The sequence below is a fragment of the Acuticoccus kandeliae genome (assembly GCF_003073115.1).
The window spans coordinates 900,127-923,290 of sequence record NZ_QBBV01000001.1 but is presented as its reverse complement, the minus strand read 5'-3'; the positions used below and the strand labels follow the sequence as shown (position 1 = coordinate 923,290).

21 protein-coding genes and 1 tRNA gene are annotated in these 23,164 nt (G+C 68.3%); 6 read left to right on the top strand and 16 right to left on the bottom strand.

All coding sequences use genetic code 11. From position 1 onward, the window contains the following. The first annotated feature begins 157 nt into the window (after positions 1-157). From DBV35_RS04230 to DBV35_RS04220, 3 genes are read left to right on the top strand one after another with little or no spacing between them, the layout of a single operon-like run. Complete coding sequence (locus DBV35_RS04230; protein WP_108658974.1) at positions 158-1,597, top strand: aldehyde dehydrogenase family protein; 1,440 nt, start codon at positions 158-160, stop codon at positions 1,595-1,597. 5 nt (positions 1,598-1,602) lie between these two features. Beyond that, entirely contained in the window at positions 1,603-2,361 is a 759-nt protein-coding gene (locus tag DBV35_RS04225) for a 2-keto-4-pentenoate hydratase (protein ID WP_108658973.1), read from the top strand. Positions 2,362-2,384: 23 nt separating this feature from the next. After that, positions 2,385-2,879: a redoxin domain-containing protein gene (locus DBV35_RS04220; protein ID WP_157961576.1), complete on the top strand. Its 495-nt coding sequence runs from the start codon at positions 2,385-2,387 to the stop codon at positions 2,877-2,879. Here the strand turns inward: DBV35_RS04220 and DBV35_RS04215 are convergent. After that, the gene (locus DBV35_RS04215; protein ID WP_108658971.1) at positions 2,876-3,274 is read right to left on the bottom strand and encodes a DUF6915 family protein; all 399 of its coding nucleotides are present in this window, start codon (positions 3,272-3,274) and stop codon (positions 2,876-2,878) included. The genes DBV35_RS04220 and DBV35_RS04215 overlap by 4 nt on opposite strands. Before the next feature lie 92 nt (positions 3,275-3,366). Here DBV35_RS04215 and DBV35_RS30125 point away from each other — a divergent pair, with 92 nt between their 5' ends. Then, the gene (locus DBV35_RS30125; RefSeq protein WP_170134868.1) at positions 3,367-4,038 is read left to right on the top strand and encodes a hypothetical protein; all 672 of its coding nucleotides are present in this window, start codon (positions 3,367-3,369) and stop codon (positions 4,036-4,038) included. A 10-nt stretch (positions 4,039-4,048) separates the two neighbouring features. Here DBV35_RS30125 and DBV35_RS04205 read toward each other — a convergent pair whose 3' ends face one another. Both DBV35_RS04205 and DBV35_RS04200 read right to left on the bottom strand, forming a co-directional pair. Then, the gene (locus DBV35_RS04205; protein ID WP_108660543.1) at positions 4,049-4,345 is read right to left on the bottom strand and encodes a HigA family addiction module antitoxin; all 297 of its coding nucleotides are present in this window, start codon (positions 4,343-4,345) and stop codon (positions 4,049-4,051) included. A gap of 19 nt (positions 4,346-4,364) precedes the next feature. Next, positions 4,365-5,132, bottom strand: a complete 768-nt coding sequence (locus tag DBV35_RS04200; RefSeq protein ID WP_108658969.1) for an RNA methyltransferase — start codon at positions 5,130-5,132, stop codon at positions 4,365-4,367. A 65-nt stretch (positions 5,133-5,197) separates the two neighbouring features. Here DBV35_RS04200 and DBV35_RS04195 point away from each other — a divergent pair, with 65 nt between their 5' ends. Next, entirely contained in the window at positions 5,198-6,412 is a 1,215-nt protein-coding gene (locus DBV35_RS04195) for an NADP-dependent isocitrate dehydrogenase (RefSeq protein ID WP_108658968.1), read from the top strand. Between the two features lie 252 nt (positions 6,413-6,664). Here the strand turns inward: DBV35_RS04195 and DBV35_RS31365 are convergent, their stop codons facing one another. The 5 genes from DBV35_RS31365 to DBV35_RS04165 form a co-directional block, all read right to left on the bottom strand. Beyond that, positions 6,665-8,269 (bottom strand): hypothetical protein, encoded by a 1,605-nt coding sequence (locus tag DBV35_RS31365; protein WP_342752346.1) that lies wholly within the window; start codon positions 8,267-8,269, stop codon positions 6,665-6,667. Positions 8,270-8,389: 120 nt separating this feature from the next. Next, positions 8,390-9,433 (bottom strand): glycosyltransferase, encoded by a 1,044-nt coding sequence (locus tag DBV35_RS04180; RefSeq protein WP_108658967.1) that lies wholly within the window; start codon positions 9,431-9,433, stop codon positions 8,390-8,392. Between the two features lie 43 nt (positions 9,434-9,476). After that, positions 9,477-11,015: a glycosyltransferase gene (locus tag DBV35_RS04175; protein WP_108658966.1), complete on the bottom strand. Its 1,539-nt coding sequence runs from the start codon at positions 11,013-11,015 to the stop codon at positions 9,477-9,479. 24 nt (positions 11,016-11,039) lie between these two features. Continuing rightward, positions 11,040-11,993, bottom strand: a complete 954-nt coding sequence (gene fcl / locus DBV35_RS04170) for a GDP-L-fucose synthase (RefSeq protein ID WP_108658965.1) — start codon at positions 11,991-11,993, stop codon at positions 11,040-11,042. Positions 11,994-12,054: 61 nt separating this feature from the next. Further along, a tRNA-Ala gene (locus DBV35_RS04165) sits at positions 12,055-12,130 on the bottom strand. 279 nt (positions 12,131-12,409) lie between these two features. Between DBV35_RS04165 and DBV35_RS04160 the strand changes: the two genes are divergently transcribed. After that, positions 12,410-13,099, top strand: a complete 690-nt coding sequence (locus DBV35_RS04160; RefSeq protein WP_157961574.1) for a hypothetical protein — start codon at positions 12,410-12,412, stop codon at positions 13,097-13,099. A 19-nt stretch (positions 13,100-13,118) separates the two neighbouring features. On the opposite strand, the gene ligA is transcribed toward DBV35_RS04160, so the two are convergent. From ligA to DBV35_RS04120, 8 genes are all read right to left on the bottom strand, one after another. Next, on the bottom strand, positions 13,119-15,284 hold the full coding sequence (ligA, locus tag DBV35_RS04155; RefSeq protein WP_108658963.1) for an NAD-dependent DNA ligase LigA: 2,166 nt from the start codon (positions 15,282-15,284) through the stop codon (positions 13,119-13,121). Between the two features lie 15 nt (positions 15,285-15,299). Next, on the bottom strand, positions 15,300-15,695 hold the full coding sequence (locus tag DBV35_RS04150) for a hypothetical protein (protein ID WP_157961573.1): 396 nt from the start codon (positions 15,693-15,695) through the stop codon (positions 15,300-15,302). Between the two features lie 69 nt (positions 15,696-15,764). Then, positions 15,765-17,420, bottom strand: coding sequence for a DNA repair protein RecN (recN, locus tag DBV35_RS04145; protein WP_108658961.1), 1,656 nt, complete (start codon positions 17,418-17,420; stop codon positions 15,765-15,767). A 115-nt stretch (positions 17,421-17,535) separates the two neighbouring features. Beyond that, positions 17,536-18,354: an outer membrane protein assembly factor BamD gene (locus tag DBV35_RS04140; protein WP_108658960.1), complete on the bottom strand. Its 819-nt coding sequence runs from the start codon at positions 18,352-18,354 to the stop codon at positions 17,536-17,538. 113 nt (positions 18,355-18,467) lie between these two features. Beyond that, positions 18,468-19,298 carry a UDP-3-O-acyl-N-acetylglucosamine deacetylase gene (lpxC, locus tag DBV35_RS04135; RefSeq protein ID WP_281262228.1) on the bottom strand — a complete coding sequence of 277 codons (831 nt, stop codon included), beginning with the start codon at positions 19,296-19,298 and terminating at the stop codon, positions 18,468-18,470. Further along, on the bottom strand, positions 19,298-20,974 hold the full coding sequence (ftsZ, locus tag DBV35_RS04130; protein ID WP_108658958.1) for a cell division protein FtsZ: 1,677 nt from the start codon (positions 20,972-20,974) through the stop codon (positions 19,298-19,300). The genes lpxC and ftsZ overlap by 1 nt, the downstream gene beginning before the upstream one ends. A 75-nt stretch (positions 20,975-21,049) precedes the next feature. Then, complete coding sequence (gene ftsA, locus DBV35_RS04125) at positions 21,050-22,360, bottom strand: cell division protein FtsA (RefSeq protein WP_245943832.1); 1,311 nt, start codon at positions 22,358-22,360, stop codon at positions 21,050-21,052. After that, positions 22,357-23,136, bottom strand: a complete 780-nt coding sequence (locus DBV35_RS04120) for a cell division protein FtsQ/DivIB (protein ID WP_157961572.1) — start codon at positions 23,134-23,136, stop codon at positions 22,357-22,359. Before DBV35_RS04120 ends, ftsA begins: the two co-directional genes overlap by 4 nt. Positions 23,137-23,164 lie beyond the last annotated feature (28 nt).

The following is a 23,164-nucleotide window of genomic DNA, read 5'->3' as shown; positions in this document are numbered from 1 at the left end:
CGAATCAAAATGAATGATGGGGGGACCGGTCGCAGTGTTGCAGTCTCACGTCGCATCCCCATCGCCCCGGCCGCGGACCGTGGCCGCCCCGAGCCTTGACGGGCCCGGGGGACCCGCCACCTACAACCCGGCCCCATTAGACGAATAGGACGACGCCATGGACCTTCACCAAAATCTCATCGGCGGCGAATGGACGAGCGGTCCTGACGCATCTGAGAACATCAACCCGTCGAACACGGACGATGTGGTCGGCCGCTACACCCGCGCCGACGCCGAGCAGACGCGCCAGGCGATCGCCGCCGCCAAGGCCGCCTCGTATTCGTGGGCGCGCTCGAACCCGATGCAGCGCCACAACATCCTCCAGGCCGCCGCGAATGAGATCATGGCCCGCTCCAAGGAGCTCGGCGACCTCCTCGCGCGCGAAGAGGGCAAGACGCTCGCCGAGGGCATCGGCGAGGCCGGCCGCGCCGCGCAGATCTTCTCCTTCTTCGCCGGCGAGGCGCTGCGCCTTGCGGGCGAGAAGCTCCCCTCCATCCGTCCGGGCGTCGAGATCGAGATCACGCGCGAGCCGATGGGCGTCATCGGCCTCATCACGCCGTGGAACTTCCCGATCGCCATCCCGGCCTGGAAGATCGCCCCGGCGCTCTGCTACGGCAACACGGTGGTGATGAAGCCGGCCGACCTCGTGCCGGGCTGCGCCTGGGCGATCGCCGACATCCTGAAGCGCGCGGGCCTGCCCGACGGCGTCTTCAACCTCGTCATGGGCCGCGGCTCGGTCGTCGGCGAGGCGATCCTCGATTCGCGTGACGTCGACGCCGTGTCCTTCACCGGCTCGGTCGGCACCGGCAAGCACGTCGCGATGAAGTGCGCCGAGAATATGCGCAAGGTCCAGCTCGAGATGGGCGGCAAGAACCCGCTCGTGGTCCTCGACGACGCCAATCTCGGCATCGCGGTCGACTGCGCGGTCAATGGCGCGTTCTTCTCCACCGGCCAGCGCTGCACCGCCTCCTCCCGCCTCATCGTGCAGGAAGGCATCCACGACAAGTTCGTCGACGCCTGCATCGAGAAGCTGAAGTCGCTCGTCGTCGACGATGCGCGCAAGGACGGCACGCACATCGGCCCGGTCGTCGACCAGAAGCAGCTCGACACCGACATGAACTACATCGAGATCGGCCGCACCGAGGACAACGCGAAGCTCGCCTGGGGCGGCGAGCGGCTGAACCGCGGCACGCCCGGCTTCTACCTCCAGCCGGCCCTCTTCACCGAGACCACCAACGACATGCGCATCAACCGCGAGGAGATCTTCGGTCCCGTCGCGACCGTGATCCGCGTGAAGGACTATGACGAGGCGCTCGCCACCGCGAACGACACCCCGTTCGGTCTCTCCTCCGGCATCTGCACGTCGAGCCTCAAATACGCGTCCGACTTCAAGCGGAACGCGGAGGCCGGCATGGTGATGGTCAACCTGCCGACCGCGGGCGTCGATCCGCACGTGCCGTTCGGCGGGCGCAAGGGCTCCAGCTACGGTCCGCGCGAGCAGGGCCGGTACGCGGCGGAGTTCTACACGACCGTCAAGACCAGCTACCTGCTGCCCTGATCCCGATGTCAGACGCCAAGAATCTCGCCGCGGCATTCCGCGGCGAGGGCCCGCTCGCCGGGCTCGACAACCGTCCCGCCACCGTCGCCGAGGGTTACGACCTGCAGGACAAGGTGCGCGGCGAAATCGGCGGCAAGATCATCGGCTGGAAGCTTGCCCAGACGACGCCCGGCGCCCAGAAGGCCGCCGGGATCGACGCGCCGACGGTCGCCCCTCTCCTCGAGGAGATGATCGTCGACACCGACACCGCCTTCGGGCCGGGCCGCTTCTACAAGCCCGAGGCCGAGGCCGAGATCGCGATCGAGCTCGCCCGTGATATCGACGGGCCGGTGAGCCGCGAAGAGGTCCGCGCGGCCGCGAAGGGCATCCGCCTCGCGATCGAGATCGCCGACACGCGCTATGTCGACAAGAAGGGGATGGGCATTCCCTCGAACATCGCCGACATGAACTCGTGCGGCCTCCTCGTCGTCGGCGAGCTGATGCCGATCGAGAAGCTCGAGGAGGCGATCGCGGCAACGGTGACGACCAAGCTCGGCGACGGGACGATCGTGCCGGCGCTTCCGGCGGAGGGCCGGCCCGACCCGCTCGGCGTCATCGCCTTCCTCTCCCGCTTCGTGTCGGAGCGCGGCCATCGCCTGCCCGCGGGGCTCATCATCACGACCGGCACCCACACGGCGCCGACACCGACCGGCCCCGGCCTCGTGGTGGCGACGTTCGAGGGCATCGGCCACGTCGCGACCCGCCTCTCCGAGCCCTGGTCATGATCCCGGCGCGGCCTGGAAATCCCATGCCGCCCATCAAGGTCGAATTGCTGGACGGCACCGTCCGGCATTTCGGCCTCGATTATCCGGGCTGGACGATGCTGGTCGTCTATCGCGGCCGGCACTGCCCGCGCTGCAGGACCTACCTCAGCAAGCTCGACAGCCTGCTCGACGCGTTCACCGCGCGTCGGGTGAGCGTCGTCGCGACTTCGGCCGATCCGCGCGAGAAGGCCGAGGCGGATTTCCGCGAGTTCGGCTGGCGCTTCGGGATCGGCCACTCCCTGTCGCTCGCGGACATGGAGGCGCTCGGCCTCTACATCTCCGACCCGCGTTCCCCGACCGAGACCGACCGCCCCTTCGCCGAGCCCGGCCTCTTCGTGATCAACCCGAACGGGCTGATCCACATCCTCAGCGTCTCGAACACCGCCTCCTGCCGCCCCGACCTCGACGTCCTCCTCGACGGGATCATCAGCACGCAGGAGAATGATCTGCCGATCCGCGGGCTGCGGGGGCTTGGCTAGGCGGGCTGCGTCCGGCTCGCCTCACCTGCCTCTTCCGCCTTTTCCGCACCGGCCTGATCGCTGCTCGGGCGGAAGGGCGTTCGGCCCATCCAGGGCTGGAACTGAATGTGCTGGAGCCAATCTTTCACGCTCGGGATCCATCCGAGATCGTCGAGAACGTGCTGCTCCCCGACCGTGCGAACGGGCACGACCTTCCCGTCGCTGTTCGTCACGGTGACGCCAAACGTCGCCTCGGCCAGGAAAATGCCTTCGCTGTGATGGCGCAACGCGCGATGGCGCAGATCAGCGAAATGCGCTTTGCTCTCGTCAAACCAGGCATGGATCGCGAGGTAGTCCTCGGGGACGCCCCCGAACAGCCGGCTCGAGCGAACGGCATGCTGATAGGGATGAGCCACGGCTGTCTCCTTTGGGATGGATCGCTTCGTCGGCCGCAGCCCATTCCGAAAACGAATTTATGCAGGTTCTCTGTCAATGAATGGAGAATACTTTGCCTTATACTTATGAAGAAACGAATGCTGACGAAATTGAAGAAGCCTATGATAAGCTAATCATGGATTCGATCGCAAAAAATCAGACGTTCGATCTATTAGAACTTCACAAAAAACTTCCACCGCCGATTTATTCTGATCCAGAATACCTTACACCGCCCGAACTCGGCGGCAATCCCAGTCCATTGTCATTTGCCGACGTGACAACCGGTACACTCAACCCATCGGTGATACCACCTCGCTTTAGCAGCGTTGAGGAGACCGAGGCACAGCTCAGATTGCTGCAGTTTTTCGTCAAGCTCGCGCGAGAAGTCGGCGTCGTCGAATTGCGGTGCCGGTACAATGGCGGGGGTGATGAAGGCTTCGCCAAGGTGGAGTGGCTTCGTCTCGCGGACAACCGCCAGTTGGATCCACGCGCATTCGTCGACTCGGTCCTCGACAAGAGCGCGAATGACAAACTCGCCGAACTTGGCCAAGCGGTCGGATTGATTACCTTCTCGCGCGACCCCGCCTTCGACGCGCTCGAGACCGCAATTGCGCTGCTGTTCGTCTGGTGCCTCATGCTCCCTTACTATGGGACGGCCCAGCCAATGACGTACGGCGCGATCCGTGTCGACCTGGTCACGTGTGTGATCCGGGATGAGATGGATATCGGCCCCCCTCCAGGGTGACGGGGTAACGCTAGGATGGAGTTCCGCGCAGCCGCGTCGGCAGGCGCTGGATCGCCTCGCCGGCATCCTTCGCCGCCTGCGCGAGGTCGTGCTGGGTTTGCAGGTTCAGCCAGAATTGCGGCTCCATGCCGAACCAGTGGCCGAGGCGCAGGGCCGTGTCGCCGGTGATCGCGCGCTTGCCGGCCATGATCTGGCGGATCCGGTCGGGGGGCACGGCGATCTGACGCGCGAACGCGGCGACGGAAAGACCGGCTTCGCCAAACTCCTCCTTCAGGACCGCGCCCGGATGGACGGTGCGTGCGAACATCATTGCATCCCTCGATCCATCACCCCTCCCCGTCATCCCCCTCCCCGCGCGGCTTCTCGATATGTCCCAGCACGCCGCGCAGGGTTCGCACCTGCTGGCGGTCCCAGTTGGCGTCGGAGAGGAGGAGGAGGAGGTTGCGCTCCATCTTCTCGGCCATGTCGGGCGGGCGGAAATAGCCGGTCGGGGTGAGGACGCGCTTGAAGTGCTCCCAGAGGCCGGTCACCTCCTCGCGCGTCGCGGGCGGGTTCTTCGGCTCCGGCAGCGTCGGCGCGGCGGCGGCGATGCGGCGCCACTCGTACGCCATCAGGAGCACCGACTGGGCGATGTTCAGCGAGGCGAAGGTCGGATCCACCGGGAAGGACACGATGATGTTCGCGCGCGCGATCTCGTCATTCTCGAGCCCCCAGCGCTCGCGCCCGAAGAGGATGCCCGTGCCGTGGCCGGCGCGCGCGACGGCGGTCAGCTCGGCGAGCCCCTCGGCCGGCCCCTCCACGCGCTTCGTCATGTGGCGGGGGCGACGCGTCGTCGCGATCACGAAGGAAAGGTCGGCGATCGCGGCGTCGAGCGTGTCGAACACGCGCGCATTCTCGATCACGTGGACCGCGCCCGCGGAGGCGTAGACGGCCTTCTCGTTCGGCCAGCCGTCGCGGGGCGTCACGAGCCGCAGGTCGGTCACGCCGAAATTCGCCATCGCGCGCGCGGCCGTCCCTATGTTTTCGCCGAGCTGGGGCTCGACAAGAACGATGGCCGGCGGGGCTCCGGCTGCTTCCCCCATCAGGTCGACCATGCTAAACGCCACTCAGGCCGCGGCTATCGCGGCAATCCCAATCGTACAACGCGCAAGGTCCTGGAATGGCGAAGATCAAGGTGGCAAACCCCGTCGTGGAACTGGACGGGGACGAGATGACCCGCATCATTTGGGCGTACATTAAAGACAAGCTCATCCACCCCTATCTCGACATCCAGCTCGAATACTACGATCTCGGCATGGAACACCGCGACGCCACCGACGACCAGGTGACCGTCGACGCCGCCAACGCCATCAAGAAGCACGGCGTCGGCGTCAAGTGCGCCACCATTACGCCGGATGAGGCCCGAGTCGAAGAGTTCGGGCTGAAGAAAATGTGGCGTTCCCCCAACGGAACGATCCGCAACATCCTCGGCGGCGTGATTTTCCGCGAGCCGATCATCTGCAAGAACGTCCCGCGCCTCGTTCCGGGCTGGACGCAGCCGATCATCATCGGCCGCCACGCCTTCGGCGACCAGTATCGCGCGACCGACTTCGTCGTCCCCGGTCCGGGCAAGCTCACCGTCACCTTCACCCCGGAAGGCGGCGAGCCGGAGACGCGTGAGGTCTACGACTTCAAGGGCCCCGGCGTCGCGATGTCGATGTACAACATCGACGAGTCGATCATCGACTTCGCCCGCGCCTCGCTGAACTACGGCCTCCTGCGCGGCTACCCGGTCTACATGTCCACGAAGAACACGATCCTGAAGGCCTATGACGGGCGCTTCAAGGACATCTTCCAGGCCATCTACGAGTCCGAGTTCAAGGCCGAGTTCGACAAGAAGGGCCTCGTCTACGAGCACCGCCTGATCGACGACATGGTCGCCTCCGCGATGAAGTGGTCGGGCGGCTATGTCTGGGCCTGCAAGAACTATGACGGCGACGTCCAGTCCGACACCGTCGCCCAGGGCTTCGGCTCGCTCGGCCTGATGACCTCGGTGCTGATGACCCCGGACGGACAGACCGTCGAGGCCGAGGCCGCGCACGGCACCGTGACGCGCCACTACCGCCAGCACCAGAAGGGCCAGGACACGTCGACCAACTCGACCGCCTCGATCTTCGCCTGGTCGCGTGGCCTCGCCCACCGCGCCAAGCTCGACGACAATGCCGACCTCAAGGCCTTCGCCGAGACGCTGGAGAAGGCGACCGTCGGCTGCATCGAGGACGGCCACATGACGAAGGACCTCGCCCTCCTCGTCGGCGCGGACCAGGCGTGGGAGTCGACCACCGGCTTCCTCGACTCGGTCGCGAAGCGCCTCGAGAAGGAAATGGCGGCCTGATCACCGCCCCGCGCGGGCGTCGCCTCCGGGCGGCGCCTGCCAGTCGGCCGGGCGGTCCGCCCGGCACAGAACGCAAAAAACGGCGGTCCCGAGCGGGCCGCCGTTTTTTGTTGGACCGTTCGCGGCCACGAGGGCCGCGTGCGGATGGCCGGTCAGATCATCGCGCGCCCGATCGAGCGCGGACCGGGTGATCCGGCCGTCAATGCCCGAGCGGCTTCCCGCTCTCTCGAGCCCGGTCGAGCGAGAGCGGCTTTAGCTGGCCTTCGGCTTGGCGGGCTTCTTGGCGGCGGGCTTCTTCGCCGCGGTCGCGGCCGCGGGCTTCGCCGCCTCCTTGGCCGCCGCCGTCTTGGTCTTCGGCGCGGACTTGGCGGCCGGAGCCTTCGCGGTGTCGCTCTCGGCCTTCACGGGCGCGGCCTTCGGAGCGGCCTTGGCCTTGGCGGGGCTGGCCTTCGTCGCGGCCTTGGCGGGGGCCGCCTTCGTCGCGGCCTTCGCGGGCGCGGCCTTCTTCGCCGGCGCCTTCTTCTCGGCGGTCGCGGCCTTGGCCGGCTCGCTCGCCTTCGCCGCGGGGGCCTTCGCCGCCGCAGCCTTCGGCGCGGACTTCTTGGCCGGCGCGGCCTTCGCCGTGCTCGCCTTCGCCTTGGCCGGGGCCTTCGCGGCGGGGGTCTTCGTCGCGGCCGCCTTGGCGGGGGCCTTCGCGGCGGCCTTCGGCTTCGCCGGGGCCTTCGCGGCCCTCTCAGGCGGCGACTTCGTCGTGGTCGAGGCGGACTTCGCCGCCGCGGCCTTCGGCGCGGTGGCTTTCTTGGCCGGTGCCTTCGCAGCGGGCGCTGACGTCATCGCTGGCTCCACAAACTTGTTGAAGCGGCTGATCTTGCCGGCCTTCGTCTTCTCCTGACAAAGGAAGGCGACACCGCTCTGGTCGAAGGTGCTGAAGAACTCGTCCCATCCGATCTCGGAGAGTTTCGGATCGGGCTTGCCGAAATCGAGGCGCAGAACGCCGCCGCTGCCCTTGCCCTGCGTCTCGCTGACGACGGCGGGCCGTCCGCCGCGCGCATCGGCCCAGGCCTTGATGGCGTCGTGGTCGGTCAGCATCACGGCTTCGGACGGGTCGCCTGCGGGGGCGGCCGGTGCGGGCTTCGCAGCGGCCTTCGGGGCGCTCTTCGGCGCGGCGGACTTGGCCGCGGCCTTGGGGGCGCTCGCCTTTGCCGGGGCGCTCTTCGCGGCCTCAGGCTTCGCCGCGGACTTGGTCGCGGCCTTCGCCGGCGCGGCCTTCGCAGCAGCGGTTTTCGCGGGCGCGGCCTTCGCGGCGGCGGCCTTTGCAGGCGACGCCTTCGCGGCAGCAGCCTTTGCCGGTGCGGCCTTCGTGGCGGCGGCCTTTGCCGGCGCGCTCTTCGTGGTCGCGGATTTCGCGGGGCTAGCCTTCGGCGCGGCTTTGGGCGCCGCCTTCGCCTTCGCGGCAGGCGCCTTCGCCGGCGCGCTCTTCGCGCTCGCGGGCTTCGCTGCCGCCTTGGGGGCTGCCGCCTTCTTGGCCGGGGCCTTCTTCGCCGCGGGCGCCGCCTTCGGCGCCTCGACGGAGAGGCCGTGCGCCTCGGCGTCGACGAAGCGGCAGAGCCGGCTCACCTTCCCGGCCTTCGTCTTGTCCTGCAGGACGAGGGCGAGCTTGTTGTCATCGAAGATCGTGAAGAACTCGGCCCAGCTCACTTCGCTGAGCGAGTCGTCCTTCTTCCCGAAATCAAATCTCAGAATGGCGCCGTCGCGACCGTTGTTGGCCGTGTCGGTCACAACGGAGGGCCGCGCCCCTCGTTCTTCTGCCCAGGCCTTGATCCGTTCGCGATCGCGCGTGACGTCCGCTTCCATCATGTCACCAATCCTCCGCTCAAAGGCGCAAGTACGGCGCGGGCCTGCACCCTCAAGGGTCAGAATGATAGATTCTCGGATATTCCACCAGCTTAAGCTTTCGCAAAGCTGGAATCCAACCGCTTATTTCGCACCTTTCAACCGCCGATCGCGCACCGCGCGGCGAAGTCTGTTTCCGAAATGGGCAGACAAATCGGTGTTCGCCCAGCGCCGTCCGTCTTCGAGGAGGAACGAGACGAGGCGCTCGCGATCCATCTCCCACTCCTCGCGGCCGCGCGCGACGCGCGTGCGTGCCGCACGCGACAATTCGGCCGCCTGGGTCTCGTTGACGATGGGCAGCGCGTAGGGCCGCGCCGGGTCGTAGAGGATCCCGCTCGAGAGCTGGCCGATATATTGGTTCGCCGTCGGCTTGTCGGGCGCGACCACGATCTGCCCGCGCGCCATCGCCTCCAGCGTCGCCATGCCGATGCCCTCATAGAGGCGCGGGGCGAAGTAGAAGAGCGGCGTCGTGCTCACCGCGTGATACTCGCCCGGATCCTCGAACCAGGTCGTGGCGGTGACGTTCACGCCGTTGACCTTCTCGCGGAAGCGGTAGCCGTGCGCGCCGAGCGCGTCCTTCGGGAAGTCGGGCGCGGCGTGAAGGTGCAGCTTGCCGATGCTGAGCGTGCGGCACTGCTGGATCACGGTGCGCGCGTTCGGCGTCTCCTGCGGGCGGCGCTCCCAGAAGAAGGCGGACCACTTGGTGCGGTCGAACGAGCGCTCCATCGCCTCGCCCGGCTCCGGCCAATATTCGAAGCAGGCCGAGCGGCAGTCGAGCGTCAGGAGGCGCTTGTGCAGCTCGCGCGAGAAGGACGCGAAGCGGCAGGTGACGAACTGCTGGAAGAAGGCGTCGGGCCGCGCCCAGGCGCCGTCATACATCGGCGCGATGACCGCGTTGCGCAGGCCAAGCGGGATGAGCCGCGCGGCGACATATTCGGTCTGCCAGAAGACCCACAGGTCGTAGGTGTTGTTGAGATAGTGCTCGATGATCGCGTCGTCCGAGACCCCCGCATCGTCCGGCGAGGAGTTCAGCACCGTGAGGTCGCCGAGCCCGCGCAGGATGTCCTGCATGAACGCGCTCGACTTCGTGCGCCCGTGGAAGGTGTGTCCGACGAAACAGATCTTCACCGCGCCACTCCCCGGCTCGTCCGGATCGCAAGAAATTGCTGCGTCATTTGAGCTCCACGCTCACGAGGGACACGCCGAGGACGCGATGGTCCGCGCCGACATTCGACGCGCGGGACGGCCGCAGCGTGATGCGGTTCGCGTAGCCCGCGCCGCGCCAATGCTGGGCGACGGGGAGGACGAGATAGAACTCGCTGCCGCTCGTCGTCCCGCTCTCGCCGACCACCTTGCCGTTGACCGAGATCTGCAGCGTCTGGCCGGGCACCGCCGGGTTGGCGCGCGCACGGATCGCGAGGGCGCTGACCGATTCCAGCGAGGACAGCTTCAGGTCGCTGCTGTCGCCCTTCGACCAGACGTGCGTCGATTCCGGCGTCCACCAGCCGGACATCAGATAATTCTCCGTCTCGTGCGCGGTCTGCACGGTGAAGAAGATCGGGTCGTTCACCGCGCGCGGCATGATCTCCGCCTCGATCTCGAAGCGCAGCTCCGACAGCGCGAAGGCGGCGATGACCGAGGATTCGGGCAGGCGCACCGAGTCCGACGGGATGAGGTCGATGATGGTGCCGGGCTCGACCGGACGGCCGAAGCTCACCTCGGTGTGGAACTCGCCGGTCGGGACGCGCTGGCGCGCGATGACGCGCCCGTTGTCGACGACCTCGACCGTCTGCGAGGCGAAATGGTTGAAGCCGCTGATGTGGAGCGCCGTCGCGGCCCGGTGCTCGGGGCTGACGAGGCGCAGGCCCGAGCCGACCACCCAGTCGAACTCCTCCTCGTAGTCGAGGATCTCCTCGTCGGTACGCGGCGCCTCGAGGCCCATGAGGACCTCGCCCGCGAGCGGCGAGCGCTTGCGCGCGAAGGGCGAGTGGTCGCGATAGAAGAAGCGGTCGATCGCCTCCGGCCGCTCCGAATAGCGGCGATAGACGGCGTTCCATTCGAGCCGGCACAGGTCCGTGCGCTGGGCCGAGAAGCCGCCGCCCATATAGTGGCTGACAATCTCGTCGATGTACTGCGGCTCGGCGCCCTTGTAGACGGCGCGCAGGAGGAAGTCGTGGTCCGCGCAGATGCGCAGCGCCGTGTCGTACTTCTCCTGGCGCAGGAGCGAGGTGCGCGTGAAGGTCGCCTGGTGCGCCGGGAAGTGGGAGAGCCAGGAGGCCGTCAGCTCACCCTTGCGAAGCTGCGCCATGTGGTCGTGAAAATCGCTCGACGCCTCGAACCGGTCGACGCCGCCGGCGCGATAGACGTGGTTTCCGAAGATGATGTCGGCCGACTCGCGCCGCCGCTCCCAGATCTTCGACAGCGAGCGCTCGGTATAGAAGCGGTCGCCGGCATTCAGGAAGATGATGTAGTCCTTCGACGCGAACTCGGCGGCCCGGTTCATCGCGTCGAAGATGCCCGCATCCTCGATGATCTCGAGCCGGTCGATGTCATCGCGATAGAGATCCAGGATCTCGTGCGTGTGGTCCCAGCTGCTGCCGTCGACGACGAGCAGCTCGATATCGGGATGGTCCTGCGCAATGATGCTTTCGAGCGTGATCGGAAGGTCTTCGGCAGCGTTGAGGGCGACCGTCGCGACAGTGATGCTCATAGGAATCAGTGGTCCGGTGTGGGGTCAGGCCACGGCGGCGTGGTGTTCGACGAACCACTCATAGGTTGATTTGAGGCCGTCGCGAAGACTGATTTGCGGGCGCCAGCCGAGCGCCATCAGGCGGGACGCGTCCATCAGCTTGCGCGGCGTCCCGTCGGGCTTGGAGGTGTCGAGCTCCAGGCGGCCGCCGAAGCCGACCGTCTCCATCACAAGCTCGGCGATCTCGCGGATCGTCACGTCCTCGCCGATGCCGATATTGAGGTGCTCGAACGCGTCATAATATTTCGCGGCGTGGACGATGCCGGCGGCGCAATCGTCGACGTGCATGAACTCGCGCTTCGGCGTGCCGGAGCCCCAGATCACCATGTGGTCGGCGTTCGCCGCCTTCGCCTCGTGCGCCTTGCGCATCAGGGCGGGGATCACGTGGCTGGACTGGAGGTCGAAATTGTCGCCCGGGCCGTAGAGGTTGGTCGGCATCACCGAGATGTAGCGCGCGCCATATTGGCGGTTCAGCGCCTGGCACATCTTGATGCCGGCGATCTTGGCGATCGCGTACCACTCGTTGGTCGGCTCCAGCGGGCCGGTGAGGAGCGAGTCCTCGCGCAGCGGCTGCTCGGCGAATTTCGGATAGATGCAGGACGAGCCGAGGAAGATCAGCCGCTCGACCCCCTCCTCGAACGCGCCGCGGATGATCGCGGTCTCGATCTCCAGATTGTCGAACAGGAAATCGGCGGGATAGGTGTCGTTGGCGAGGATGCCGCCGACGCGGGCCGCGGCGTCGAACACCACGTCCGGGCGGTGCTTGGCGAGCCAGGCCTTCACGGCCGCGCGGTCACGAAGGTCGAGTTCGGCGCGCGAGACGGTGAGGATTTCCGAGCAGCCCTCCTCGGCGAGACGGCGGACGATCGCCTGGCCCACCATACCGCGGTGGCCGGCAACCCAGACTCGTTTCCCGTTGAGGCTGAAGAGTTCGCGCATTCTTCCCCACGTCGATGGTCGGCGCGAACTTTAGGGGAAGGACGCCCCGCTGTCAGCTGGCTGGTGGAGCCGAGGGGATTCGAACCCCTGACCTCTGCAGTGCGATTGCAGCGCTCTCCCAACTGAGCTACGGCCCCTCTGGGCGCTCGTATGTGATCGCCCGACGACAATGTCAACACGAAGAATGCAAGTCGTGTCAGGCACACACAGGTGGCGGCGTTCGCGGCGATGTCGAGAGGCACGCGGCGCGCCACGGAGAGGGACGACTCGCCGCACCCCGGCGGCTGGCTGGGCGGGACATTGCGCCGGTCGATTCCCCTCGGCGCCAAAGCACGCTAAGGAATGCCGCCCCGCAGGGGATTTCGCCGCCCGGCGGGCCCCGGCGTATGATGATGGTCGTTGATGAAGAGCGTGGTGTGATCGTTTACCTGCAAGTGCCGATGGGCCCCGGCGGAACCCTCTACGACATGCTGACCCCCGCGATGGCCGAGGAGGACGTCGTCTGGGTCGGGCGCACGCTCCGCATCAAGGTGCTGCGCGAGTCCGGCCTCGGCGAGGCGAGGCCCAAGATCCTCGGCGGCCCGTTCGGCCTCAACTGCACGCAGAAGCTCGGCGAGGTCGACCTTTTCGCGATCATGCTGTCCGACCCGGTCGCGCGGACGGTGACGATGTGGGAGCGCGTCTCGCGCGATCCGAACCACCCCTTCCACGCCGTCACGCACACCTTCACGCTGCGCGAGATGATCGAGGAGCAGCACCCGCTCCGTGGCCAGTTCTGCAACGGGACGACCCTCGCCCTCACCCCCGCCGGGGAGACGGTGTCGGCGGCGAGCGCGCTCGCGGCGCTCAAGGAGCGGCCCTTCCTCGTCGGCCATCCGGACCACCCGCGCGCCTTCACCGAGGCGCTCTGCAAGGCGCTCGACCTGCCGAGCGGGACGATCGAGCCGCGCGGCTTTCGCCTGCGCCAGCCCGCGCGCCTCGCGCCCGACCTGCGGGAGCTCCTCACCACCGCCAACGGCCACGACATCCACCTGATGCACGTCATCGAGAAGGAGTTGATGGCCGGGGCGAAGGTGTTGCGCACGAAGGGCAAGGCGAAGGCCTGAGCCGTCGCCCGCGCGGGGATCAGCCCCGCGCGTTCTTCATCCAGGATTCCTCGTCCCAGATCTCGAGCCCGAGCGCCTGGGCCTTGGCGAGCTTCGAGCCCGCGCCCGGCCCCGCGACGACGATGTCGGTCTTCTTGGAGATCGACCCCACGACGCGCGCGCCGAGCGCCTCGGCCCGCGCCTTCGCCTCGTCGCGCGTCATCCCCTCCAGCGAGCCGGTGAAGACGATCGCCTTGCCGGCGATTGGCGAGTCGACGGCGCGCGCCACCTCGTCCTCCACGTTGATCTCGCCCGCGAGGTCGTCCACTGCGTCGATATTGTGCTGTTCGCCGAAGAAGGCCTCCAGCGCGTCGGCGACGACCGCGCCGAGGCCGTCGATCGATTCCAGCTCCGCGCGCACGGCAAGGCCCTTCTCGGCCGCCTCGCTCCATCCGGCGACGTCGTCGAGCGAAGTGCCCTTGGCGATCGCCTCCTCCCGCGCGCTCCGCTCCTTCGCGGCGGTCGCGAGCAGGCCCATCGCCTCGCGGAATGCCTCCCACGTCTTGAAGTGGAGCGCCAGCACGCGCGAGGAGATCTCGCCGACACGGCGGATGCCGAGCGCGTAGATCACGCGCCGCAGCGAGATCGTGCGCCGGCTCTCGATGGAGGCGAAGAGGTTCTGGACGCTCGTCTCGCCATAGCCCTCCTTGTTGACGAGGCGCTCCGCTTCCGGCCGCGCGGCGTCACGCGCGGCGAGGGTGAAGATGTCGGCCGGCGTCTTGATCAGCTTCTCGGCGTGGAAGGCGGCGATCTGCTTCGCGCCAAGGCCTTCGATGTCGAAGGCGGCGCGGCTCACGAAGTGCTTCAGCCGCTCGACCTGCTGCGCCTCGCACACGAGGCCGCCGGTGCAGCGGCGCACGACGTCGGGCCGCCCGGTGCGCGGGTTCATCTCCGCGACCACCTGGCTGCCGCACACGGGGCAATGGTCGGGGAAGACGTAGGGCTCGGTGCCCTTCGGCCGCTTCTCCTTCAAGACCCGCACGACCTGCGGGATGACGTCGCCGGCGCGCTGGATCTCCACCGTGTCGCCCGGCCGCACGTCGAGCCGCGCGATCTCGTCGGCATTGTGGAGCGTCGCGTTGCGCACGACGACGCCGCCGACGGTGATCGGCAGGAGCCGCGCGACCGGCGTCAGCGCGCCCGTCCGCCCGACCTGGATCTCGATCGCCTCCAGCTCGGTGATGGCGCGCTCTGCGGGGAATTTGTGCGCGATCGCCCAGCGCGGCCGCCGCTCCCGCTCGCCGAGCCGGCGCTGCAGGTCGAGCCGGTCGATCTTGTAGACCATGCCGTCGATGTCATAGGGCAGGTTCGCCCGCTCGGTCTCGACCGCGAGATAGGCCGCCAACAGTTCGTCGAGGCTCTCGCAATGGCGCGTCAGCGGGTTGACCGGGAGGCCATAGGCCCTCAGCGCCGCGATCATCCCCTCCTGCGTGTCGGCGGGCAGCACGCTCACCTCGCCCCACCCATAGGCGAAGAATTGGAGCGGGCGGTCGCCGGTCTTCGCCGCATCGACCTGGCGCAGCGACCCGGCCGCCGCGTTGCGGGGGTTGGCGACGGGGCGCTTGCCGTCTTCCAGGAGTCGCCGGTTCAGCGCCTCGAAGTCGGCGTGGGTCATGTAGATCTCGCCGCGCACCTCGAACACGTCGGGCGCGTCCTTGCCGAGCGTCTGCGGCACGGCGTCGACATAGGCGATGTTGGCGGTGACGTTCTCGCCCTGCGCGCCATCCCCGCGCGTCGCGGCGACGACGAGCTTGCGCGCTTCGTAGCGAAGGCTGATCGAGAGGCCGTCGATCTTCGGCTCGGCGGTGTAGGCGAGCGGGTCGTCCGCGCCGAGGCGCAGGAAGCGGCGCACGCGGGTGATGAAGTCGGCGACCTCGCTCTCGGCGAGCGCCTTGTTCAGCGACAGCATCGGCACCGGATGCTCGACGGTCGCGAACGCGCCCGACGGGGCCGCGCCGATGCCGGATGTGATCGACCCGTCGGCGAGCTCGGGATGGTCGGACTCGATGTCCTCCAGCTCGCGGCGCAGCGCGTCGTAATCCGCGTCCGAGATGGACGGGTTGTCTTCCTGGAAGTAGCGCTTGTCGTGCTCGGCGATTTCGGCGGCGAGCGCGGCGTGGCGCGCCTTGATCGTGTCGTCGGTCACGGCCGTCCTCTTGCCTCAGCCATCAATGCAGGTGACGGCCCAGGCCCCGACCCCTTCGATGAGGAGAACCCCGGCCTCCGCATAGAAATCTTCCGTCGCCCCGCGCTGCAGGCGCAGCGACACCGCGATGCGTTCGACATTTGGATCGGTGAACTCCGCGATCAAGGTGCGCGCATCGAGGAAGGAATGGGCGATCAGGAGCGGGGTCTTCCCTTCGGCCTCCACAGTCGACCAGGCCTGGCCCTCCGCCTCGAACTCGGCGGACAGGATGCCGAGAATGTCGCCGCCCGCGCGCGTGGTGGAGAGGTGGACAAAGACCGCCGGATCCTCGGGCGCCTCGCAGTCCGTCGTCCCGGACGCGAGGGCAGGACCGGCCAGCAGCGCAAACGCGACGACGCACAACGAACGCATCGGACACCCCCTCCTTGAGCCGCCGACACCATACGCGAAGTTTCGCGCGCGTCGTCCCGGAAGGGCGACTTATGCGCTGATCAGTTTGTCCGCGGCGGCGCGTGCCTCGTCGGTGATGGTGGCGCCGGCGAGCATGCGGGCGATCTCCTCGCGCCGCGCCTCCCCTTCCAGCGGACGCACGCTCGTGGAGGTGGTCGCGCCGTTGCCGTGGGCCTTGGCGATGAGGAGATGGCTCTCCGCCCGCGCCGCGACCTGCGGGGCGTGGGTGATGGAGATGACCTGGACGGCCTCGGCGAGGCGGGCCATGCGCGCGCCGATCGCGTCGGAGACGGCGCCGCCGACCCCAGTGTCGATCTCGTCGAAGATGAGAGTCGAGGCCGACCCCTTGTCCGCGAGGCAGACCTTGAGGGCGAGGAGGAAGCGCGAGAGCTCGCCGCCGGAGGCGATCTTCATGATGGGGCCCGGCGGCGATCCGGGGTTGGTCTGCACCCAGAAGGCCACCTGGTCGATGCCCTCCGGCCCCGGCGCGGCGCTCTCCTGGCGCACCATGAAGGTGGCCTTGTCGAGCTTCAGCGGGGTGAGCTCGGCCTTCACCGCGCCCTCCAGCGACGTGGCCGCGGCCCGCCGGCGCTCCGACAGCGCGCTCGCTGCTTCCCGGTAGGCGCGCTCCGCGCCGGCGACCTCGGCCGCGAGCTGGTCGCGCCGCGCTTCACCGGCATCGAGGTCGGTCAGCTCGTCGGCCATGCGGGCGGCAAGGTCCGCGAGATCATCGACCGGCGTCTTGAACTTGCGCGAGGCGGCGCGCAGCGCGAAGAGGCGCTCCTCGAGGCCCTCCATCTGCTGCGGGTCGTAGTCGAGCGAGCGCTGCGCCTCGGCGATCGTGGAGCGCGCCTCCTCCAGCGAATCGAGCGCGGCGGCGAGCGCGTCCATCACCGGGTTCAGCTGCTCCTCCGCCCCGTCGCGTTTGCGCTCCAGCTTGCGCAGGACGCCCGCGAGGGTCGGGATCGGCGAGCGCGCGCCTTCGAGGCTGCCGGCGGCTTCCGCGAGATCGCCCGCCACCTTCTCCGCCGCCGCCATCGACTGGCGGTTCGCGGTGAGGCGCTCCTCCTCGCCGGGCTCGGGGTCGAGCGCTTCGAGCTCCGTCACCGCCGCGCGCAGGAAGTCCGCCTCCTCGCGCGCCGCGGCGAGCTTCTCCTCGTGCGCGGCGAGCGCCTCCTCGGCATCCTTCAGCCGCTGCCACTGGGCCGAGACGTGGCCCGCCTCGCCGATGAGCCCGCCATAAGCGTCGAGCAGGCGGCGGTGGTTGGCGGACTGGACGAGGCCGCGATCGGCGTGCTGGCCGTGGACCTCGACGAGGAGCGTGCCGAGCGAGCGCAGGAGCCCGACGCTCACCGGCTGGTCGTTGACGAAAGCGCGGCCCTTGCCGTCCGCGTTCTGCACGCGGCGCACGATGATGAGGTCGTCGCGCGCGATGCCCGCCTCGTCGAGGAGGACGAAGGCCGGGTGGCTCGGCGCGACGGCGAAGGTCGCCGAAACGGAGCCCATCGGCTCGCCCGTGCGCACGAGGCTCGCGTCCGCGCGCGCGCCGAGCGCGAGCGACAGCGCATCGAGGAGGATCGACTTGCCCGCGCCGGTCTCGCCCGTGAGAACGGTGAAGCCCGGCTCGAAGGTCAGGTCGAGCGCCTCGATCAGAACGATGTTGCGGACAGAAAGCCGTGAGAGCACGCGCGCCTGATCCCTCGGGCGCGGTCCGCGCCGGCGGCGGACGGGAACGCCCTTCTCCCAAAACTGATGCGGCGGCTCGCCGGCCGCCGCCCGGTCGCTCCGTCGACGGTTGCCGTCAGAGCAGCTTGAAGCCCTTGAACGCCTTGCTGATCCAGCTCGACTCCGACTCGCTCGGCGAGAAGCCGCCGGACTGCAGCAGCGAGTAGGCGTCGTGGTACCAGCGGCTCTGCGGGAAGTTGTGCCCGAGCACCGCGGCGGCCGTCTGCGCCTCCTGCGTCAGGCCCAACGCATAGTAGGATTCGGTGAGGCGGAACAGGGCCTCCTCCACGTGCCGGGTCGTCTGGTATTTCTCGACCACGATGCGGAAGCGGTTGATCGCGGCGAGGTTATCGTCCCGCTCCAGATAGTAGCGGCCGATTTCCATGTCCTTGCCGGCGAGCTGATCCGTGGTCGCCTGGATCTTGTTGCGCGCATCCTCGGCGTATTCCGAATCCGGATATTTCTCGAGGAGCTGCTTGTACGCGTTGAGCGCCTTCTCCGTCTCGGCCTGATCGCGGGTCACGTCCGGGATCTGCTTATAGTAGGAGTTGGCGATGATGTACTGCGCGTAGGGCGCGTCCGGATGGCTCGGATAGAGGGTGAGGAAGCGCTTCGCCGAGTTGATCGCGTCCTGATAGTTGCCGCGCGAGTAGCTGGCAAAGGCGAGCATCACCTGGCTCTTGCGGCCGAGATCGGTGTGGGGGTGGAGGCGGTCCACTTCCTCGAACTTGACCATCGCGGTGCGATAGTCGCCGGCGTTCATGAGGACGAGACCTTCATTGTAAAGCTGGTCCGCAGGCAGGTCCTCGAACTCGACGTTCACGACCTTGTTGCCGCAGCCGCCGATGGCCAGCACCACGACGACCAGTAGCGGCCGGGCATACTGCTTCAGCATAGGACCAACTCCAACTCTTACAGCAAAACCTCATACCAGCGCCGCGTTGATGAGCCAACGCACACGAGGCATGTGAGGGTGTCGTCAATAGGTCACAGCCAAGACTGTTTCAATTACGCAACAATTTTAGCGTTCTCCGGCGCCGCGAAGAGCGCGCGCAGGAGCTGGTAGTTCAGCCGGTGCCCACCCTTGTGGCTCCGGTAGAGGCCGATGATCGGCCGACCGGCGAGCGCCGTGTCCCCCACCGCGTCGAGCAGCTTGTGGCGCACGAACTCGTCGGGGAAGCGCAGCCCCTCCGGATTGGCGACGCGCGCGCCGTCGACGGCGACCGCGTTCTCCAGCGAGGCGCCCTTCGCGTAACCCTTGCGGTGGAGCATGTCGACATCCTTCAGCCGCCCGAAGGTGCGCGCGGGCGCGATGTCGCGGGCGAACCCCTCGGCGGTGAGGTCGAAGGTGAGGCGCTGCACGCCGATGATCGCGTCGGGAAAGTCGATGCAGACGTCGAAGCGGCGGCCCTCGAAGGGGAGGAAGGCGGCGAAGGCGTCCTTGGAGCGGACCGCGACCGGGCGCATCACCCGCACCGCCTCGCGCGGCGGCGCCGGCTCGATGGCGGGGGCGAGCGCGTCCATGAAGGGCGCGGCGCTGCCGTCCATGATGGGCACCTCGGCCCCGTCGATCTCCACGATCGCGTCGCGCACGCCGAGCGCGGCGAGCGCGGACATCAGGTGCTCGATCGTCTTGACGCTGGTGCCGTCGGCCTCGACCACGGTCTGGAGGCGCGTCGCGGTAACGTTGCGCCAGTCGGCGCGGACGGTGCCGCCCGTGTCGGTCCGGCGGAAGACGATGCCGTCCTCGCCGGGCCTTACGACAAGCGAAACGCCGGCGCCCGAATGGACGCCGACGCCGCTGAGCTCAATCGGCTCGCGAAGCCTGGTGGCTTCGATCAGTTGGCCTGACGACGCAGGAATGCGGGGATCTCCAGCTGATCGTCGTCCAGCGAGCGCGCCGCGGGACGGGTGCGGGAGGCCGGCTCCGCGTCGGCCGGACGGGGACGGCGCTGCGCGACCTCGGGTTTCGGACGGGCGCGACGGGGCGCGGGGGTCTCGTCCATCGCCTCATCCATATAGCGGTCGTCGCTCGGTGCCGGAAGGCGGCGGCGCTCTTCGCGCTGCGGGGCCGCAAGGCGGGCCTGTTGGACGGTCCGGCGGCGGGACGCGCGCGGCTCGACCTCGGCGTAGTCCGCCTCGTCCTCTTCGTCGCGGCGCGAGAGACCACTCGCGATGCGGCGCAGGAGGCCCATCGGGCGACGGCCGTCCGCCTCGTGATAGTTGTAGGCGTCACGGGACTCGTCGAGATTGCGCGAGCGGACCACCGGGGCTTCCGGCGCGATCTGCGGAGCCGGGGCGACCAGCTCTTCCTCTTCCACCACGTCCGCGTCGAGGAGATCGGCGTCGTCGTAGACTTCCGCCTCTTCGACCGGCTCGAGGTCGGCCTCGAAATCCTCGAGACCGGCGGCGACGGCGGCGAGCGCCGCTTCACCCGGATCGGCGAGGGCGACGGCCGTGCCCGGCGTCGGGGCCGACTTCTTGGTCGCGCGCTCGGCGAAGGAGACGACGCGCTTGTCCTGCGGCTCCGTCTCGACGCCGGCCGGGCTGTGGTCGATGCCGGTCGCCACGACCGACACGCGGATCACGCCCTCGAGCGAATCGTCGAACGTCGCGCCGAAGATGATGTTGGCGTCGTCGTCGACTTCCTCGCGGATGCGGGTCGTCGCCTCGTCCACCTCGAAGAGGGTGAGGTCCTTGCCGCCGACGACGGAGACGAGAAGGCCGCGCGCGCCCTTCATGGAGGTCTCGTCGAGGAGCGGGTTGGAGATGGCGGCCTCGGCGGCCTGGAGGGCGCGGCCCTCGCCGGACGCTTCGCCCGTGCCCATCATCGCCTTGCCCATGTTGCGCATCACGGAGCGCACGTCGGCGAAGTCGAGGTTGATGAGGCCTTCCTTGACCATCAGGTCGGTGATGCAGGCGACGCCCGAGTAGAGCACCTGGTCGGCCATCGCGAAGGCGTCGGCGAAGGTGGTCTGCGCGTTCGCGATCCGGAAGAGGTTCTGGTTCGGGATCACGATCAGCGTGTCGACGTGCTGGGCGAGTTCCTCGATGCCCGCGTCGGCGAGCTTGGCACGGCGGGCGCCCTCGAACTGGAACGGCCGCGTCACGACACCGACAGTCAGTATACCCTGGTCACGAGCCACCCGTGCCACGACCGGCGCCGAACCGGTGCCCGTGCCACCGCCCATGCCGGCGGTGATGAACACCATGTGGGAACCCGACAGGTGGTCGGCGATCTCGTCGATCACCTCTTCGGCGGCCGCGCGGCCGACGTCCGGCTGAGAGCCCGCGCCGAGACCTTCGGTCACCGCGATGCCCATCTGGATCACCCGCTCCGACTTGGAGAGGTTGAGCGACTGGGCATCGGTGTTGGCGACGACGAAGTCGCACCCCGCGAGCCCGGCCTCGATCATGTTGTTGACCGCGTTGCACCCTGCCCCACCGACGCCGAACACCATGATGCGCGGCTTCAACTCAGTCAGGTCGGGCGTCTTCAAATTAATGGACGACATGATTGTCTCCCGTGTCTCGTCCCAATGCCCGAACCGGGCGCTTCAGTGCCGGCCCCTGGAGGGCCGGGTCGATTCTCAAAAACTCTCGCGCAGCCATCGGCCCATGCGGGCGAAGTAGCCGGTAGAGTTGCCCTGGGCCTCGAAGAGGCTCGCAGGGGCGAGCTGCGGATAGATCAGCAGTCCGATGACGGCGGAGAACGCCGCCCCGCGGGCCGCGATCGGCAGCCCCTTCACGCCGAGCGGTCGCCCGAGGCGCACCGGCCGGCCGAACACGTGGCGGGCCACGTCCGTCAGCCCGGTGAGCTGGCTGCCGCCGCCCGTCATCACCACGCGCCGCCCGATGCGGCCGGAGAAGCCGGACGCGACGAGCCGGTCGCGGATCAGTTCGAGGATCTCGTCGACCCGCGGACGGATGATGGTGTTGAGCGTCAGCCGCGGGATCGACTGCGGGGCCGAGCCATCCTCCTCCCCGACGGGGTGGATGGTGATCGTGTCCCGCTCGTCCCGCGTCGCCGCGATCGCCGAGCCCTGGAGCGTCTTCAGCCGCTCCGCCTCGTCGACGCGGATCGAGAGGCAGTGGGCGATGTCCATCGTGACGTGATGGCCGCCGATGGCGATCGCATCCACATGCACGAGGTTGCCGTCGGCGAAGATCGCGATCGACGAGGTGCCCCCGCCGATATCGACGCACACCGCGCCGAGCTCGCCCTCGTCGTCGACGAGGGAGGCAAGGCCCGAGGCGTAGGGCGTCGCGACGATGCCGTCGACGTCGAGATGACAGCGGTTGATGGCGAGGGCGAGATTGTCCTGCGCCGACCGGTCCGACGTGACGAGATTGACGTCGACCCCGAGCACGTCCCCGACCATCCCGCGGGGATCGCGAATGCCATCCTGCCCGTCGAGAGTGTAGCCGATAGGGAGCGCGTGCAAGGCAGTCCGCCCGTCCTTGATCTGGTGGCGGCCGGAGGCAGCGAGCACCCTGCGGATGTCCGCCTCGCGCACCGTCCCGGTGTCGAGATCGACCTTGGCGCCGAAGGCCTCCGAGGCGAGGCGCCCTGCGGTCTGAGTCACGATAAGTGATTCGATGGTCACGCCAGCCATCTGCTCGGCGGCGTCCACCGCTCGACGAATGGCGCTCTCGGCCTTGTCGAGATCGATCACCGTGCCCGACTTCACGCCGCGCGATTGCTGGTAGCCGTACCCGATCACCTCGATCGCATGGGTGCGTCCGGCGAGAAGCTCGGCCTCCTGGCCGGGCCGCAGCCGGGCGATCAGACAGGCGATCTTCGTCGTGCCGACATCGAGCACGCACACGGTCGAGGAGCGGCCGGGCGCCACATGGCAGCGGCCCTGATCAACGCGGCGGGGGAGATGGATGATGCTCAAAACCGCGCCCCCGCGATGGCTGCGGCCAACGGATCGCTGACGGGCGCCGTGTCCGGGCGATCGTTCAGCGGCTTGTTGGCCTCGAGCTCTTTCGCCGACGGCGGAACGAGCTGCACCGAGGTGCGGTCCTTGAGACGCATGTCGACCACGATCCGGCCGATCTCCAGGAGCGCCCCCTCCGCCTCGATGTCGGTGAGGCGGTCGAGCGCGGCGCGCGGGTCGTCCTGCGGCAGGCGGACGGTCGCGCCGGTGTCCATCTTGAGATCCCAGCGGCGCTCGTTGACGTAGAGCGCGGCGACGGTGCGGGCCTTGAACTCGGGAAATTTCGTCAAGAGATCCTCGATCTCGCGCACCTTCTCGTTCGCGCCACGACCGGCGACGAGCGGCAGCGCGCGGAAGCGGGCCGGAACCTCGTAGGCGAGGATCGTTCCATCCTCGGCGATCAGCACTTCCTCGGAGTCGAGGCGCCACCGGGCATAGGCCGACGCCTCCTCGATCGACACGTCGAGCGTGCCGGGGAAGATCTTGCGCACGGTGGCCGCCGTCACCCACGGCAGCGCCTCGATGCGCTGGCGGGTGGAGGCGACGTCGACGGTGAAGATCGAGGCGTCCGGGTCGAGCCCGACCGAGGCGACGATCGCGCTGTCGGACGTCTCCTTCTGGCCGGTGAGCTTCACGTACCGGACCTGAAATCCGGACGCGCGGCCCACCGTGTCCACCACGGCCATCGGGTCGTCGGAATAGGCAAGACCGGCACTGCCGCTCGCAAGCAACACGGCGGCTGCGAGGAGTCGTCCCGGCCAG